Consider the following 14732-nt stretch of genomic DNA (forward strand, 5'->3'; position numbering starts at 1 on the left):
GGGGCCAGCCTAGGCGCCGGGGTCCGCGGGCCGAGTGCCAGACTCGGGGTCATGGCGGACGACGACAGCACGACAGGTGGGACGACCCCGGACGAGCCCGGCTCCGGCGCTCCGGCGGGTGGGACGGACCAGACCGGCCAGGCGAGCGCGGAGCTGATCGCCCTGGCCCATCAGCTCTTCGACTGGGTGCGCGCCGGGGACTCCGACCGGGTCCTGGCCTACGTGGACGCCGGTGTCCCGGTGGACCTTGCGGACCCGACCGGCAACACGCTGCTGATGCTGGCCGCCTACCACGGGCATGCGGCCCTCGTGGACGGCCTGGCGCAGCGCGGCGCCGACGTGAACCGGCTCAACGACCGGGGCCAGTCGCCCCTGGCCGGCGCCGTGTTCAAGGGCGAGGACGACGTCATCGCCTCGCTGCTCGCGCACGGTGCGGACCTGGACGCCGGCACGCCGTCGGCCCGCGCCACGGCGGCGATGTTCGGCCGGGACCTCTGAGCGCCTGCCGCCCCGACGCATCGTGCGTCGGGGCGGCAGCCTGACTCACTCCGCGACAGCGTTCCTGCGGACCTCGGCGGTCGGGTCCTCGGCGGTCGGGTCTGCGGCAGCCGCGTCTGCGGCAGTCCCCGCGGACGGGCTCGCGGACGGGCTCGCGGGCTTGACCGCGAGGTCGGAGCTCACCCCCGCGTCCGGATCCTTGTCGACCTTGATCACGAAGTCGTCACCGTGCTCGGTGACGCCCTTGACGACGGCCTGCTCGATGGCCTCGATGGCGTAGGCGCGCCGGATCATCAGGGGGTCGGAGCGCAGGTCCTTCACCAGCGACACCGACAGCCCGATCATCACCAGCACGAACGGCAGCGCGGCGACGATCGTCACCGTCTGCAGGCCGTTGAGCGCGTCCTCACCGCCGACCAGCAGCATCACCGCGGCCACCGCGCCGGTGGCGACGCCCCAGAAGACCACGACCGCGCGGGAGGGCTCGAGCGCTCCGTGCTCGGAGAGCGAGCCCATCACCAGGGCGGCGGCGTCGGCACCGGAGATGAAGAAGATCGCCACCAACACCATCACCAGCACGCTGGTCACGGTGGCGAACGGGAAGGACTCCAGGGTGGTGAACAGCTGGGACTCGATCCCTCCGGCGCTGGCGATGTCGACGCCGTTGCTCTGCAGGTCGATCGCGGCGCCACCGAAGATGCAGAACCAGACCAGGCTGACCAGGCTGGGCACGAGCAGCACCCCGCTGACGAACTGGCGGATCGTGCGGCCGCGGGAGATCCGGGCGATGAACATTCCGACGAACGGCGTCCAGGACAGCCACCAGGCCCAGTAGAAGACCGTCCAGGTCTCCAGCCACTCGGTGGCCGCGGCGCCCTGGGTGGAGGTGCGCGCGGACATCATCGCGACGTCCTGGATGTAGGCGCCGATCGAGGTAGGGATCAGGTTGAGGATGAACACCGTCGGCCCGACCACGAACACGAACAGGGCCAGGCAGACCGCCAGGACCATGTTGGTGTTGGACAGCCACTGGATGCCCTTGCTCACCCCGGAGACGGCGGAGAGCACGAAGGCCGCGGTCAGCGCGGCGATGATCATCACCAGCACACCGTTGCCGATGGTGCCGATGCCGGCGACGATCTCCAGCCCGCTGCGGATCTGCAGGGCGCCCAGGCCCAGCGAGGCGGCCGAGCCGAACAGCGTGGCGAAGATGGCCAGCATGTCGATGACCTTGCCGCCGGGGCCGTGCGCGTGACGGCCCAGCAGGGGCTCGAAGGCCGCGCTGATCAGCTGCATGCGGCCCTTGCGGTAGACGCCGTACGCCACCGCCAGGCCGACCACGGCGTAGATCGCCCACGGGTGCAGCGACCAGTGGAAGAGCGTGGTCGCCATGGCGTTCTGGGCGGCCTCGGGGTTGCCCGCCTCACCGGTCCCCGGCGGTGGGGTGACGAAGTGCGTGACCGGCTCGCTGACGCCGTAGAACATCAGGCCGATGCCCATGCCGGCGCTGAACATCATCGCGACCCATGAGGCGGTCCGGAACTCCGGGCCCTCGTCGTCACGGCCCAGCGGGATGTTGCCGAAGCGGCTCAGCGCGAGCCAGATCACGAACACCACGAACGCGCTCGAGGTCAGCACGAAGAGCCAGCCGGTGTTGGACATCGTCCAGCCCAGCGCCGTGTCGGACGCCGCCGCCATCGAGCTGGTGCTGACGAACCCCCAGATCAGGAACGCGATGGCGATCACCGCGGTGACGCCGAAGACGACGCGGTCGAGGCCCGGCGAGCGTTGCTGCGGCGGCACGTTGAGGTGCGCGTCGAGGGCGGGGTGGGGGACAGGGGCTTGCTTCTTCACGGTGTCGGCGCACGGGTGCGCCGCCTCCCATCGGGTGAGATGTGGATGGACTCAACCCTGGTCGGTTCCCCCCAGGGGAGGCGACAAACCCGAGCGCGCACTAGCGTGTTGCCCGTGCAGACGTTGCGTGCGGACCGGGTCCTGGTGGTGTCGGCGACGGCCGAGGAGGCGGCGTACGTCCCCGACGGCGTGGCGGTGGAGATCACCGGCATCGGCAAGACGCAGGCGGCGGTGGCCACCACCCTGGCCCTGCTGGCACGCGCCGGCGCGGTGGACACGGTCGTCAACCTGGGCACCGCGGGCGCCCTGCGCGACGGGCTCAGCGGCGTCTTCGAGCCGGGCGCCGTGCTCAACCACGACCTCGCCGCCGACGCGATCCGTGCGCTCGGCCACGACCCGCACGACCGGCTCAGCCTCGAGGGCGGGGACGACACCGTGCTGGCCACCGGCGACATGTTCGTCAGCGACCCCGCGGTGCGCGCGCGGCTGGCCACCCGGGCCGACCTCGTCGACATGGAGGGGTACGCCGTGGCGTGGGCCTGCCGGCAGGTCGGGGTCCCGGTGCGGATGCTCAAGCACGTCTCGGACAACGCCGACGCCGGCGCCCTCGACTGGCCGTCGCTGGTGGACGCCAGTGCCCGGGTGCTCGGCGCCCGGTTGTCCGAGCTGCTCGCCTGAGCGGACCGGCCGGAGCGAGCCGCCGGAACGAGCCCACCGGAGCGGGCGGCGGCTCAGCCCCGGGAGCTGCGCTCGGTGCGCCCGCGCACGATGCCGATGAACTCCTGGACCCGCTCGTCCTCGTTGTCGATCAGCCAGGCCAGTCCGATCTGGGTCTCGGGGACCCCGGCGACGGGCACGTAGACCACGTCCTTGCGCTGGTGCAGGCGGGCCACCGACATCGGCACCACCACGATCCCGGTGCCGGAGGCCACCACCTCGATGGCGTCCTTGAGGCTCATCTGCGGCCAGTCCAGCCGCTCGGCTCGCGCCACCTCGCTCCAGCCGGGCACGTCCTCGGGCGGCTGGACCAGCTGCTCGTCGGCCAGGTCCGCGAGGTCCACCTCGTCGAAGGCGCTGACCACGTGGTCCTTGGCGACCACCACGACCGGGCGCTCGTGGTAGAGCGGGATCAGGTGCAGCCCGTCCCGGTCCACGGGCAGCCGCACCAGGCACATGTCGAGGGTCCCGTCGCGCAGCCCGGTCTCCTGCTCGGCCTGCTCCACCGGGACCAGCTCCAGCGTGTCGCGTCGACGACGTCGCCACACGCCGGCCCACTTGTCGGGGGTCGCTCCGGTGACGAAGCCGACTCGGAAGGGGCGCTGCGCGGTGGACACCGGCTCAGGCTAGTGCGTGGCGCCCGCTCGGCCGCACTCGCGAGCGCCCTAGGGTGGCGGGCGTGACGAAGCCCCTGTCATCCGCCGACAGCGCAACTGGCCCCGACAGCGCAGCGCCGAGCCTGCGGTCGCTGCGCCGCGGCTGGTCCGGCCTGCCGGCCCCCGAGCTCGAGGAGCTGGTCGGCGACCTCGCCGCCTCCTTCCTGGCGCCGCTGGGACGGGTGGCCCCGGCCGGGCTCGGGCTCATCGGTCTGCCCCGGTGGTGGGGCAAGCGCTTCGGCGCCGCCGACGGCGAGACGCTGGCCGGGGTGAACCTGGTGCGTCCCCGGCACGGCGTACCCTCGGCCGGCGAAGCCGTGCTCGATCCCCGGCGGCTCCTCGAGACCCTGCCGATGACCGCCCGGCTGGGGTCGTCGCTGGCCGACGGGCGCCCGGCGGTCGTGGTGTCGTACGCCGCCGACGGTCCCCGGCCCTGGCGGTGGGTGCGCGACGAGGTACGACGCGGCGCGGGCGGGGAGCTCGTCGCGATGACCTACCTCGACGTGCCGGGCGCGCGGCGCGCCGGCGGCACGCCGTTCCTGCTGCGACGTCACCCCGCCCCGGACTGACCGGGGCCGGGTGCGGGGCGGTGGGGGCCTAGGGTCCTTGTCACTGGCCTGGTGAACTGCTGGGCTGACGTCAGGACGTCCCCGCCCCCGAGGAGTGAGCCCCGATGACCATCCAGCCCACGCCCGTGCGCCGTCCCGTCCGCGGGGCGGTCGACGTGCTGCTCGCCGACGGCCGGGTCGCGACCGTGCGGCCGCTGATGAGCACCGACCGTGAGGCCCTGCTGGAGCTGCACGACCAGGTCTCCGAGGACAGCTACCGGTTCCGCTTCTTCACCGCCGGGCGCGCCGCGGGACACAACTACGTCGAGCACCTGATGACCGCGGAGTCCTCCCAGGAGGCCGACCGCCCGATCGTGCTGCTGCTGCTGGTGGCCGACGAGCTCATCGGCGTGGCCACGGCCGAGCCCACCGAGCCGGCGACCGCGGAGATCTCCTTCCTGGTCGCCGACCAGGCGCACGGGATGGGGGCGGGCACGCTGCTGCTCGAGCACCTCGCCGCGCACGCCCGCGACCGCGGGATCCGGCGGTTCACCGCCGACGTGCTGCCCGAGAACCTCCAGATGCTGCGGGTGCTCAGCGACACCGGCTTCGCGGCCGAGCGCCAGCGCGAGCCGGGCACCGTGGTGATGACCCTGGACACCGCCGCCACCGCCGAGGCGGTGGCCGCGGCCGACCGGCGCGAGCGGCTCTCCGAGGCGCACTCGCTCGCCCCGCTGCTGCGGCCCCGCTCGGTGGCCGTGGTCGGGGTACGACGCGACGGCAGCGGCGTGGGGCGCGCCGTCCTGGACGCGATCCGCAAGGACGACTTCACCGGCCGCCTGGTGGTGGTGCACCCGAGCGCCGAGGAGATCGACGCGGTGCCGGCCTGCCGCAGCCTGGAGGACCTCGACGAGCCGGTGGACCTGGTGGTGGTGGCCGTCCCGGCGGCGCAGGTCCTCGCGGTGATCCAGCAGGCCGCCAGAGCCGGGGTGCGCGCGGCGGTCGTGCTCTCCGGCGGCTTCAGCGAGATGGGAGCGGCCGGGCGGGCGATGCAGCACCAGATGCTGGCCGTGGCCCGGCGACACAGCCTGCGCCTGGTCGGCCCGAACTGCCTCGGGGTGATGGCCAACCAGCCGGGCGTGCGGCTCAACGCCACCTTCACCCGCGGTCTGCCGCCCCGCGGCGGTCTCGCGGTGGCCACCCAGTCCGGAGGAGTGGGGATCGGCCTGCTCGACCGGGCCCGCGAGTCGGGCCTGGGCATCTCGTCGTTCGTCTCGCTGGGCAACAAGGCCGACGTCTCGGGCAACGACCTGCTCTCGGCGTGGCTCGAGGACGCCGAGGTCTCGGCGGCCGTGCTCTACCTGGAGTCCTTCGGCAACGCCCAGAAGTTCGCCCGGGTCGCCCGCAGCTTCGCCGAGCGCAAGCCGCTGCTCGCGGTCGTCGGCGGCCGGTCGACCGGGGGCCGGCGCGCCGGCGCCTCCCACACCGCCGCCGCGGCCGTCCCCTCCGTCGGCGTGGATGCGCTGTTCGCGCAGTCGGGGGTGATCGGCTGCCGGGGTCTGGACGACCTGGCGGCCACCGCGCTGCTGCTCACCACCCAGCCGGTGCCCCGTGGCCCGCGGGTGGGCATCGTCGGCAACGCCGGCGGCCTCGGCGTCCTGGCGGCGGACGCCGCCTCGCGCGTCGGCATCGTCGTACCGGAGCTGTCGGGGGAGGACCAGCACCAGATGGAGTCCTACCTCTCGGGCACGATCGGTGCGAGCAACCCCGTGGACCTCGGTGCCAGCGTCGCCAGTGAGGACTTCTTGGCGGCGGTGCGCGGGATGCTCACCTCCGCCGAGGTCGACAGCGTGCTGGTCACGATCACGGCGACCGCGGTGAGCGACGCCGAGGGCGTCCTCGCCGGGCTCGCCCAGACGCGCACGGCGGCCCCGCACAAGCCCCTGCTGCTGGTGGCGATCGGCGACGTCGAGGTGCCGCGGCACCAGGGGCCCGGGCGGGCGCCGTACGCGGCGTTCCGCTCCATCGACGAGGCGATCCAGTCCCTTGCCCACGCCGCCCGGTACGCCGCCTGGCTGGCGGCGCCGCCCACCGAGCTGCCCGGCGAGGACCCGGCGGTGGCCGAGCGTGCGCGCGCGCTGGCGACGACACAGCTGGGGCCCGCCACCGGCGGGGGCGACTCCGGCTGGCTCAGCCCGGCCGAGGTGCGCCGACTGCTCGGCCTCTACGGCATCGACGCCCCGGTGGGCCGCGTCGCCACCGGCGTCGAGGAGTGCCTCGCGCTGGCCGAGGAGATCGGCTTCCCGGTCGCGCTCAAGGTGGCCGACCCGGCGGTCGTGCACAAGTCCGACCGCGGGCTGGTCCGGGTCGGGGTGCACGGTCGTGACGCGGTGGTGGACTGCCTGGCCGACTTCGCCGCGGAGATGGGGCGACCCGACGTGCCCGTGCTGGTCCAGCCGATGGTGCTGGGCGGGGTCGAGCTGGCGCTCGGCGTCGTCCGGGACCCGGGCTTCGGGCCCCTGGTGATGGTCGCCAGCGGAGGGGTCGCCGTGGACGTCTGGGCCGACCACGTCTTCTCGATGCCCCCGCTGAGCCAGGGCGACGCGAAGCGGTCGCTGCGGGCACTGCGCATCTGGCCGCTGCTCGCCGGGCACCGGGGGGCGCGGCCCGCCGACGTGGAGGCCGTCGAGCGGATCGCGGTCGCCCTGGGCCGGTTGAGCCTCGATGTGCCGGAGATCGCCGAGATCGACCTCAACCCGGTGATGGTGCTGGCCGACGGGGCCGTCTGCGTGGACGCCAAGGTGCGCCTGGCCACCCCGACCACTCATCTCGACGCCGGGATCCCGCGCCGCCTCCGGCCCCCCGCGGTGGCGCCCGACTGAACGCGTTCCCTTGCCCTGTCAGGGTGGTCGAGCCAGGCTGGAGGCGGATACCAACAGCGGAGGTCTGCCCATGTCCCCCTCACACGACCAGGCGATCGTCGTCGGGATCGACGGCGACGACACCGGGCTGGGGGCGCTGCGCTTCGCCGTGCGCGAGGCCCGCAGCGCCGACGCCTCCCTGCGGCTGGTGCACGTGCGCCCCGACCACATCGCGGCGATGCCGGTGGACCTCGCGGTCCGGATGGCGATGGAGCGCACCGGCAACCAGATCCTCGCCACGGCCACCGCTGCGGCGCAGGAGCTGGCCCCCGAGCTCAGCATCTCCCAGGAGCTCTACGACGGTCGCCGGGCGCTGACGCTCACCCGAGTCGCCGAGCACGCCCGGATGATCGTCCTGGGCCGCACGGACCGCTCGCTGCTCGAGCGGGCGCTGGGGATGGCCACCACGGCCGGGGTGGCGGCACGGGCGACCTGTCCGGTGGTCTGCGTCCCGGCCGCCTGGCCACCCGCCACGGAGCAGGAGGAGGTGGTGGTCGGCTTCAAGTCGCCGCACCACGCGCCGGAGCTGTTCCGCGCGGCCTTCGCCGAGGCCTCCTCGCGGCAGGCGCGGCTGGTCGTCCTGCATGCCTGGAAGCTGCCCGCCGCCTACGACGACCTGATCGTGGACCGCGTCGGCCGGCAGCGCTTCGCCGAACAGGCCAGGGAGGTCGTCGAGCCGCTGATCGAGCAGGCCCGTGGCGAGTATCCGGAGGTGCCTGTCGAGGTGACCGTGGTGCACGAGCCGCCCGGTCGCGCCCTGGTGGAGGCATCGCGCCGCGCAGACCTGCTGGTGCTGGTGCGCCGCGCCCACGGCGTCCCCGCGGCGACGCACCTGGGTGCCACCGCCCGCACGCTGCTGCGCGAGGCGGACTGCCCGGTGATGGTGGTCGCTCCCCAGGAGACGAACACGGACGCCGCGGCCGCCGCCGAGGTCACTGAGCGCGCGAGCGGTTGAACGCCGACCGGGCCTCGGACAGGGCCCCGTTGAAGCGCTGCAGCGCCTCGCCCAGGCCGGTGCGCGCGTCGTCGAGGTCGTCGTCCTTGCTCTCCGTCTGAGCCTGGGTGAGCCGGGAGCGGGCGGCGAGCCAGGCGTTCTCCGCGGCGCCCAGCAGCCGGGTGGTGTCCTCCTGCAGGTCCTTGCGCCCCAGAGACGTGCGCACCCACATCTCGTCGAGCGCGCCGCGGCTGGCGTCGAGTCGGCGCCGCGCCTCGCTGAGGTAGTCCGCGCGACGCCCGCTGGTGCTGGCGTCGAGCTCGGCGAGCACGTGGCTGGCGTCCGCGCGCAGCTGGCGCAGCGTGGCGCCGAGCTCCTCGCGCACCGTGCTGCTCCCGGTGGCGGCGTGCTCACGCATCCGCGCGAGCGCCTCGTCGGCCCCCTTGAGGTCGTCACGCAGGTCCTGGATCAGCTGCTGGATGGCGGTGGGAGCGGCGTCGTCGCTCATGGGGGCCTCCTCGGTTGGCTGGATCCCCACCCTCGCGCGACACGCCGTCCAAGGCAATGGCCGGTGGGCGCCGACCGTTCGGGCCGGTGCACACTTCAGGGGTGTCCGGCGACCCGATCCAGCGACTGCTCAGCGCACCGCCGGCCCTGCCGGTGGTCGAGGGGCTGGAGGCTCTCGCCGCGGCGCTCGCCGAGCACGGGGTCGCGGTCGTGCAGGCGCCGCCAGGGACCGGCAAGACCACGATGGTGCCGCCGGCGGTCGCCGCCCTGCGGCCCGGGCGGGTGGTCGTCACCCAGCCGCGCCGCATCGCCGTACGGGCGGCGGCCCGGCGGCTGGCCGGGCTGCTGGGAGAGACGGTGGGCCGCAGCGTCGGGTACGCCGTGCGCGGTGAGCGCCGCACCGGTCCGCAGACCCGGATCGAGGTGGTCACCACGGGGATCCTGCTGCGGCGTCTGCAGCGCGACCCGGAGCTGCCCGGCGTGAGCGCGGTGGTGCTCGACGAGGTCCACGAGCGCCAGCTCGACGTCGACCTGGCCCTGGCGCTGCTCGTCGACGTCCGCGCCCACCTGCGCGAGGATCTGATGGTGGTGGCGATGTCGGCCACCGTGGAGGCCGAGCGGACGGCGCGGCTGCTGGGCGACGGCTCCCCGGCTCCGGTCATCGCCGTGCCGGGCGCCCTGCACCCGGTGGAGCAGGTGTGGAGCCCGCCGCCGCCGGGGGTGCGGCGCCTCGACGAGCGCGGGGTGACCCCGGCGTACCTCGACCACGTCGCCGGGTGCGTACGTCAGGCCCTGGCTCGCCACGACGGTGACGTGCTGGTCTTCCTGCCCGGTGCCGGCGAGGTCGCGGGGGTGGTCCGGCGGCTGTCCGGCGCCGGCGCCGAGGTCCATGCCCTGCACGGGCGGGTGCCCTCCGCGGCGCAGGACCGGGCCCTCACCCCGGGGCCGGGGCGCCGGGTGGTGGTGTCGACCGCCGTGGCGGAGTCGTCGCTGACCGTGCCCGGCGTGCGGGTCGTCGTCGACGCCGGGCTCTCCCGCCAGCCGCGCACCGACCACCGCAGCGGACTGGCCGGGCTGGTCACCGTCAACGTGAGCCGGGCCGCCGCCGAGCAGCGGGCCGGACGAGCGGGCCGCGAGGGCCCGGGTGTGGTGTACCGCTGCTGGTCACAGTCCGAGCACGCCCACCTGGCGGCTCATCCGGAGCCCGAGATCGCCACCGCGGACCTGACCGGGTTCACCCTCGAGGCGGCGGTCTGGGGCAGCCCGGACCCGGCGGAGCTGGCTCTCCTGGACCAGCCGCCGCCCGCAGCGCTGGCCGCGGCCCGGGCCACCCTGCTGGCGCTGGGCGCCCTCGCCGACGACGGATCGCCGACCGCGCGCGGCCGGGCGATGGCCGACCTGGCCGTGGACCCGCCCCTGGCGCGGGCGCTGCTGGACGGTGCCCGGCTGGTCGGCGCCCGGCGGGCGGCGGAGGTCGTGGCGCTGATCTCCTCGGACCTGCGGGTGCCGGACGGTGACCTGGTCGCCGGTCTGCGCACCATGCGCCGCGGTGGAGCCGCCACCACGCTGTGGGCGAGCACGGTCCGACAGCTGCGCGCCTCGCTGCCCGCCGCGCTGCGCGAGCACCCGGGCGAGGCGGGGACCGACGACGACCTCGCCGTCGGCCTGGTCGCGGCGCTCGCCCACCCGGGCCGCATCGCCCGGCGCCGCGCCGGCTCCTCGTCGTACCTGATGACGTCGGGGACCGGCGCCGTGCTCGCCCCCGGGGCGTCCGCCCTGGCCGGACACGCCTGGCTGGCGGTCGCGGACGTCGAGCGACGCCCCGGGCAGCGCGACGCCACCATCCGGGCGGCCGCGCCGATCGGCGAGGACTCCGCGCTCGAGGCGGCGCCGGCCCTGTGGCGCGAGACGGAGGAGGTGGCGTGGGTGGCCGGGCAGGTGGTCGCCCGGCGGCGTACCTGGTTGGGGGCCGTCGAGCTCACCTCGGCGCCCTTCGAGCCGCCCGCCGACCTGGTGGCCGACGCGATCCGCGAGGGGCTGCGCACCGAGGGCTTGTCGCTGCTGCCCTGGACCGAGGCGGCCACGTCGCTGCGCCGCCGGGTCGGCTTCCTGCACGAGGTGCTGGGGGAGCCGTGGCCCGACCTGTCCGACGACGCGTTGCGGGCGGCCGTCGACGTCTGGCTCGCTCCCGAGCTGCACCGGCTGCGCGGCGCCCGCGACCTGAGGCGGGTCGACGTGCTGGCGGCGCTGCGCCGGCTGCTGCCCTGGCCCGAGGCCGGGCGCCTCGACGAGCTCGCCCCCGAACGGGTGAAGGTCCCCAGCGGCGCCTCGCACCGGATCGACTACACCGGCGCGCAGCCGGTGCTCGCGGTGCGCCTGCAGGAGGTGTTCGGCTGGACGGCGACGCCGCGGGTGGCCGAGGGCCGGGTCCCGCTCCTGCTGCACCTGCTCTCGCCGGCCGGCCGCCCGGCCGCGGTCACCGCCGACCTGGAGTCGTTCTGGGACGGCGGCTATGCGCAGGTCCGCGCCGACCTGCGCGGGCGCTACCCCCGCCACGCCTGGCCTGAGGACCCGCGCACCGCCACCGCTACCGCGCGGGCGCGGCCGCGTTCGAGGTAGCCCCCCGGAGCGCTCAGGCCATCAGGCGGGTGGCGAGCACCGCTGCCTGGGTACGGCGCTGGAGGCCGAGCTTGGTGAGGATCGTCGACACGTAGTTCTTGACCGTCTTCTCGGCGAGGAAGAGGCGCTCGCCGATCTGGCGGTTGGTGAGTCCCTCGGCGACCAGGGCCAGGATCCGGTGCTCCTGCTCGGTCAGCGAGGCCAGCTCGCTGTGGGTGCTCTGCCCGGTGCGTACCCGCTCGAGCACGCGCAGCGTCAGCGCGGGATCGATGAGCGACTGCCCCCGGGCCACCTGGCGGATGCCCTGGACCAGCGCATCCCCGCCGATCTGCTTGAGGAGGTAGCCCGCAGCCCCGGCGACGATGGCGGCGAACAGCGCCTCGTCATCGTCGTAGGAGGTGAGGATCAGACCCTGGATCGACGGGTCGATCGAGCGGACGTGTCGGCACACGTCGATGCCGCTGCCATCGGGCAGCCTGCCGTCCAGCACCGCGACGTCCGGTCGCAGGGCCGGGATGCGTGCCATCGCCTCGGCTGCCGTGGCGGACTCCCCGACGACCTCGATGTCGTCGTACTCGTCGAGGAGGTCACACAGACCGCGGCGGACCAGCTCGTGGTCGTCGACCAGGTAGACCCGGACAGGAGGCGTGGCACCGGCGGATGGCTGCTCCTGCGTGAGGAGGGCCGCCTCGGCGGCGACGTCGGCGGGTGCGTGGGACATGGTGCCTCCGGATGATCGGTCTGCGTGCTGCCCTCATGCTCGCCGTCCCCTTCGCGTGCGGGCAGGGCCTTCCCGTCCGCATGGCGAGGACCAACGTCCCGCAGGGCGCACGCCGATGCTCCGGACGCCGACAGACCGGACCTTGGGCGCGCAGAGTCGGGACCTTGGTCCTTAGGATCTGGCGCCTCGACTCTGCAGGATTGCCGAGTGAACCCCATCCAGCGACTCGTCGTCGCCCGCGCCGAGGCGCCCTGGTTTCGACGTCGCCCCGCCATGGCGGTGGTGCTCGCCGGGGTCCTCTTCGCCGCGGTCTTCGGGCTGCGCCTCGCCTTCGGCGCGGACACCAGCGAGGGCATCACGATGCTCTACGCGCTCCCGGTCACCCTGCTGGCCCTGGCCCTCGGCGTACGCGGGGGAGTCGCGGCCGGGCTGATCGCGGTGGCACTCGTGGCCTCCTGGGTGGTGGTCGACTCCGTCGACCTCAGTGCGCTCGGGTGGGCCTCGCGCACCCTGCCTCACCTCCTGGTCGGGATCCTCCTGGGCGACGCCTCCGATCGGCTGCAGCACTCGGAGCGCCAGCGCCAGGCCCACGAGATCGCCGCGATGCGCCACCGGCAGGCGGTCGAGATCAACGACACCCTCGTTCAGGGGATGGCCGCGGCCAAGTGGGCGATGGAGGCCGGGCGCCACGAGCGCGCCCTGGAGACCCTCGACGAGACCCTGGAGACGGGGCAGCGCCTGGTCTCCGAGCTGATGCGGGACGCCGATATGGGGATGACCGGCAACCGCGCCACGTCCGTCCCTACCGCGCAGTCCGGCTCGACCACGCAGCAGGGCTCCACCAGCGTCGGCGCCTGACCGCACGGCCAAGGGCGAGTACGGCGGGCACGACCGGCGCGCAACCGACACGCAACTGCGCCGCAGAACCTCTTGCCAAACCGAACCGGCGCGGGGTTTCCTGAGGCGCGGCCCTCCAGCCGCTCGGGAACCCGGGAGCGCTCGGGGCCGTTGGCCGGCCACGCGTGTGAACGTCGACCCGCCACCTGTCCGCGCCGGTCACCGACGCGGGCGTCGTTCTCAGGAGGCGTCTTGCACCGTATTCGTATGATCGCGACAGGTGGGGCCAGCGCCCTGGTCCTGTCGCTGGTACCCGTGGCCACCACCCAGGCCGCAGCGCCACCCGGCGAGCCGACCGCTCGCACGTCCCTGGCGGAGGCTGCCCAGCGGCCCGCCAAGCGGGTCAGCAGCAAGGCCCTGCGCAAGGCGGTGACCACCCGCGGGGTGATGGAGCACGCACGCGCCTTCCAGCGCATCGCGGACCGCAACGACGGCAACCGCGCCTCCGGCACTCCCGGGTACGACGCGTCGGCGGCCTACGTGATGCGCACGCTGAAGCGAGCCGGCTACCGGGTGCGCCAGCAGTACTTCACGTTCCCGTTCTTCCAGGAGCTCTCCGCTCCGGTGCTGGAGCAGACCGCGCCCACCGCGACCACCTACACGACCGCCACCTACCAGTTCTCCGGCGCCGGCGATGTCACCGGGACGGTCGTCCCCATCGACCTCACCCTGCCGCCCACCCCGGAGCCCTCGTCCACGTCCGGCTGCGAGGACGAGGACTTCCCCGCCGCTCCCGCCACGCCGTCCATCGCCCTGATGCAGCGCGGCACCTGCCCGTTCGGTGACAAGGCCCAGAACGCGGCGGACGCCGGCTACGAGGCGGCGATCATCTTCAACGAGGGCCAGCCGGGGCGCACCGACCTGAGCACCGGCACGCTCGGGGCCCCGGTCACCATCCCGGTCGTCGGCCTGTCCTTCGCAGACGGCTCCGCGCTGGCCGCCCAGGCGGGAGCCGGCGAGGTCACCATGCACGTCACCACCGACACCCGCACCGATGCCGCCGCCCGCACCAGCAACATCATCGCCCGCACCAAGAAGGGCAACCCCAACCGGGCACTGGTGGTCGGCGCCCACCTCGACTCGGTGCTCGAGGGTCCCGGCCTCAACGACAACGGCAGCGGCAGCGCGGCGCTCCTCGAGATCGCTCAGCAGATGTCGCGGCTGAAGGTCAAGCCGCGCCAGCAGGTGCGGTTCGCCTTCTGGGGTGCCGAGGAGGCGGGGCTGCTCGGCTCCGAGCACTACGTCTCCACCCTCAGCACGCAGGCCCGCCGGCAGATCATGGCCAACCTGAACTTCGACATGGTGGGCTCGCCCAACTACGCCCGCTTCGTGTACGACGGTGACGGCTCCGCCACCGAGGTGGCCGGGCCCGCCGGGTCGGGTCGCATCGAGCAGGTCTTCACCAGGTACTTCCGCAGCCAGAAGCTGGCCAGCGCGCCCACGGAGTTCAGCGGCCGCTCGGACTACGGGCCGTTCATCGCGGTGGGCATCCCGGCAGGGGGTCTGTTCACCGGCGCCGAGGGAATCAAGACGGCGCAGGAGGCTCGCCTCTTCGGCGGCCGGGCCGGGCGTCCCTACGACAAGTGCTACCACAGCGCCTGCGACGACATCAGCAACGTCAGCCGCAAGGCGATCGGCGAGATGACCGACGCGGCGGCGCACGCCGTACTGACGTTGGCCAACGCCAAGCGCGGCTTCCTCGCCGAGCCCCGCGCCGAGCGCTCGCAGCGCTCGGCTCCCGGCGCGCCCTTCGAGGACGAGCACCTGCCCGTGCGCTGATCCGCAGCACCGCAGCACCGCAGCACCGCAGCACTGAAAGCACCGCAGCACAATGAGACGGCGGCACCCGCTCGGCTGGGC

The 14732-nt window shown here is 74.2% G+C and carries 12 protein-coding genes; 8 read left to right on the forward strand and 4 right to left on the reverse strand.

The window, feature by feature from the left end; all coding sequences use genetic code 11:
- Window positions 1-51: 51 nt before the first annotated feature.
- On the forward strand, window positions 52-498 hold the full coding sequence (locus AC6EI4_RS10770; protein WP_498451438.1) for an ankyrin repeat domain-containing protein: 447 nt from the start codon (window positions 52-54) through the stop codon (window positions 496-498).
- 45 nt (window positions 499-543) lie between these two features.
- On the opposite strand, the gene AC6EI4_RS10775 is transcribed toward AC6EI4_RS10770, so the two are convergent.
- Window positions 544-2352 (reverse strand): BCCT family transporter, encoded by a 1809-nt coding sequence (locus tag AC6EI4_RS10775; protein WP_498451439.1) that lies wholly within the window; start codon window positions 2350-2352, stop codon window positions 544-546.
- Between the two features lie 114 nt (window positions 2353-2466).
- Between AC6EI4_RS10775 and AC6EI4_RS10780 the strand changes: the two genes are divergently transcribed.
- Window positions 2467-3030 carry a nucleosidase gene (locus tag AC6EI4_RS10780; protein ID WP_498451440.1) on the forward strand — a complete coding sequence of 188 codons (564 nt, stop codon included), beginning with the start codon at window positions 2467-2469 and terminating at the stop codon, window positions 3028-3030.
- A gap of 53 nt (window positions 3031-3083) precedes the next feature.
- Here AC6EI4_RS10780 and AC6EI4_RS10785 read toward each other — a convergent pair whose 3' ends face one another.
- Entirely contained in the window at window positions 3084-3686 is a 603-nt protein-coding gene (locus AC6EI4_RS10785) for a LysR substrate-binding domain-containing protein (protein ID WP_498451441.1), read from the reverse strand.
- Window positions 3687-3748: 62 nt separating this feature from the next.
- Between AC6EI4_RS10785 and AC6EI4_RS10790 the strand changes: the two genes are divergently transcribed.
- The 3 genes from AC6EI4_RS10790 to AC6EI4_RS10800 all read left to right on the forward strand — a co-directional run bounded on the left by AC6EI4_RS10790 (window position 3749) and on the right by AC6EI4_RS10800 (window position 8149).
- A complete protein-coding gene (locus tag AC6EI4_RS10790; RefSeq protein ID WP_498422834.1) occupies window positions 3749-4294 on the forward strand; it encodes a hypothetical protein in 546 nt (181 codons plus the stop codon).
- Between the two features lie 104 nt (window positions 4295-4398).
- A complete protein-coding gene (locus AC6EI4_RS10795) occupies window positions 4399-7155 on the forward strand; it encodes a bifunctional acetate--CoA ligase family protein/GNAT family N-acetyltransferase (protein WP_498422832.1) in 2757 nt (918 codons plus the stop codon).
- 70 nt (window positions 7156-7225) lie between these two features.
- The gene (locus AC6EI4_RS10800; RefSeq protein WP_498422831.1) at window positions 7226-8149 is read left to right on the forward strand and encodes a universal stress protein; all 924 of its coding nucleotides are present in this window, start codon (window positions 7226-7228) and stop codon (window positions 8147-8149) included.
- Here AC6EI4_RS10800 and AC6EI4_RS10805 read toward each other — a convergent pair.
- On the reverse strand, window positions 8127-8636 hold the full coding sequence (locus tag AC6EI4_RS10805; RefSeq protein ID WP_498451442.1) for a hypothetical protein: 510 nt from the start codon (window positions 8634-8636) through the stop codon (window positions 8127-8129). The genes AC6EI4_RS10800 and AC6EI4_RS10805 overlap by 23 nt on opposite strands.
- A 101-nt stretch (window positions 8637-8737) precedes the next feature.
- Here AC6EI4_RS10805 and hrpB point away from each other — a divergent pair, with 101 nt between their 5' ends.
- Window positions 8738-11254 (forward strand): ATP-dependent helicase HrpB, encoded by a 2517-nt coding sequence (gene hrpB, locus AC6EI4_RS10810; protein ID WP_498451443.1) that lies wholly within the window; start codon window positions 8738-8740, stop codon window positions 11252-11254.
- Between the two features lie 13 nt (window positions 11255-11267).
- Here hrpB and AC6EI4_RS10815 read toward each other — a convergent pair whose 3' ends face one another.
- The gene (locus AC6EI4_RS10815; protein ID WP_498451444.1) at window positions 11268-11975 is read right to left on the reverse strand and encodes a response regulator; all 708 of its coding nucleotides are present in this window, start codon (window positions 11973-11975) and stop codon (window positions 11268-11270) included.
- Between the two features lie 207 nt (window positions 11976-12182).
- Between AC6EI4_RS10815 and AC6EI4_RS10820 the strand changes: the two genes are divergently transcribed.
- Window positions 12183-12833: a hypothetical protein gene (locus tag AC6EI4_RS10820; protein WP_498422824.1), complete on the forward strand. Its 651-nt coding sequence runs from the start codon at window positions 12183-12185 to the stop codon at window positions 12831-12833.
- Window positions 12834-13079: 246 nt separating this feature from the next.
- A complete protein-coding gene (locus tag AC6EI4_RS10825; RefSeq protein ID WP_498451445.1) occupies window positions 13080-14651 on the forward strand; it encodes a M28 family metallopeptidase in 1572 nt (523 codons plus the stop codon).
- Window positions 14652-14732: the final 81 nt, after the last annotated feature.

Source organism: Nocardioides sp. Z43_10, assembly GCF_059766615.1.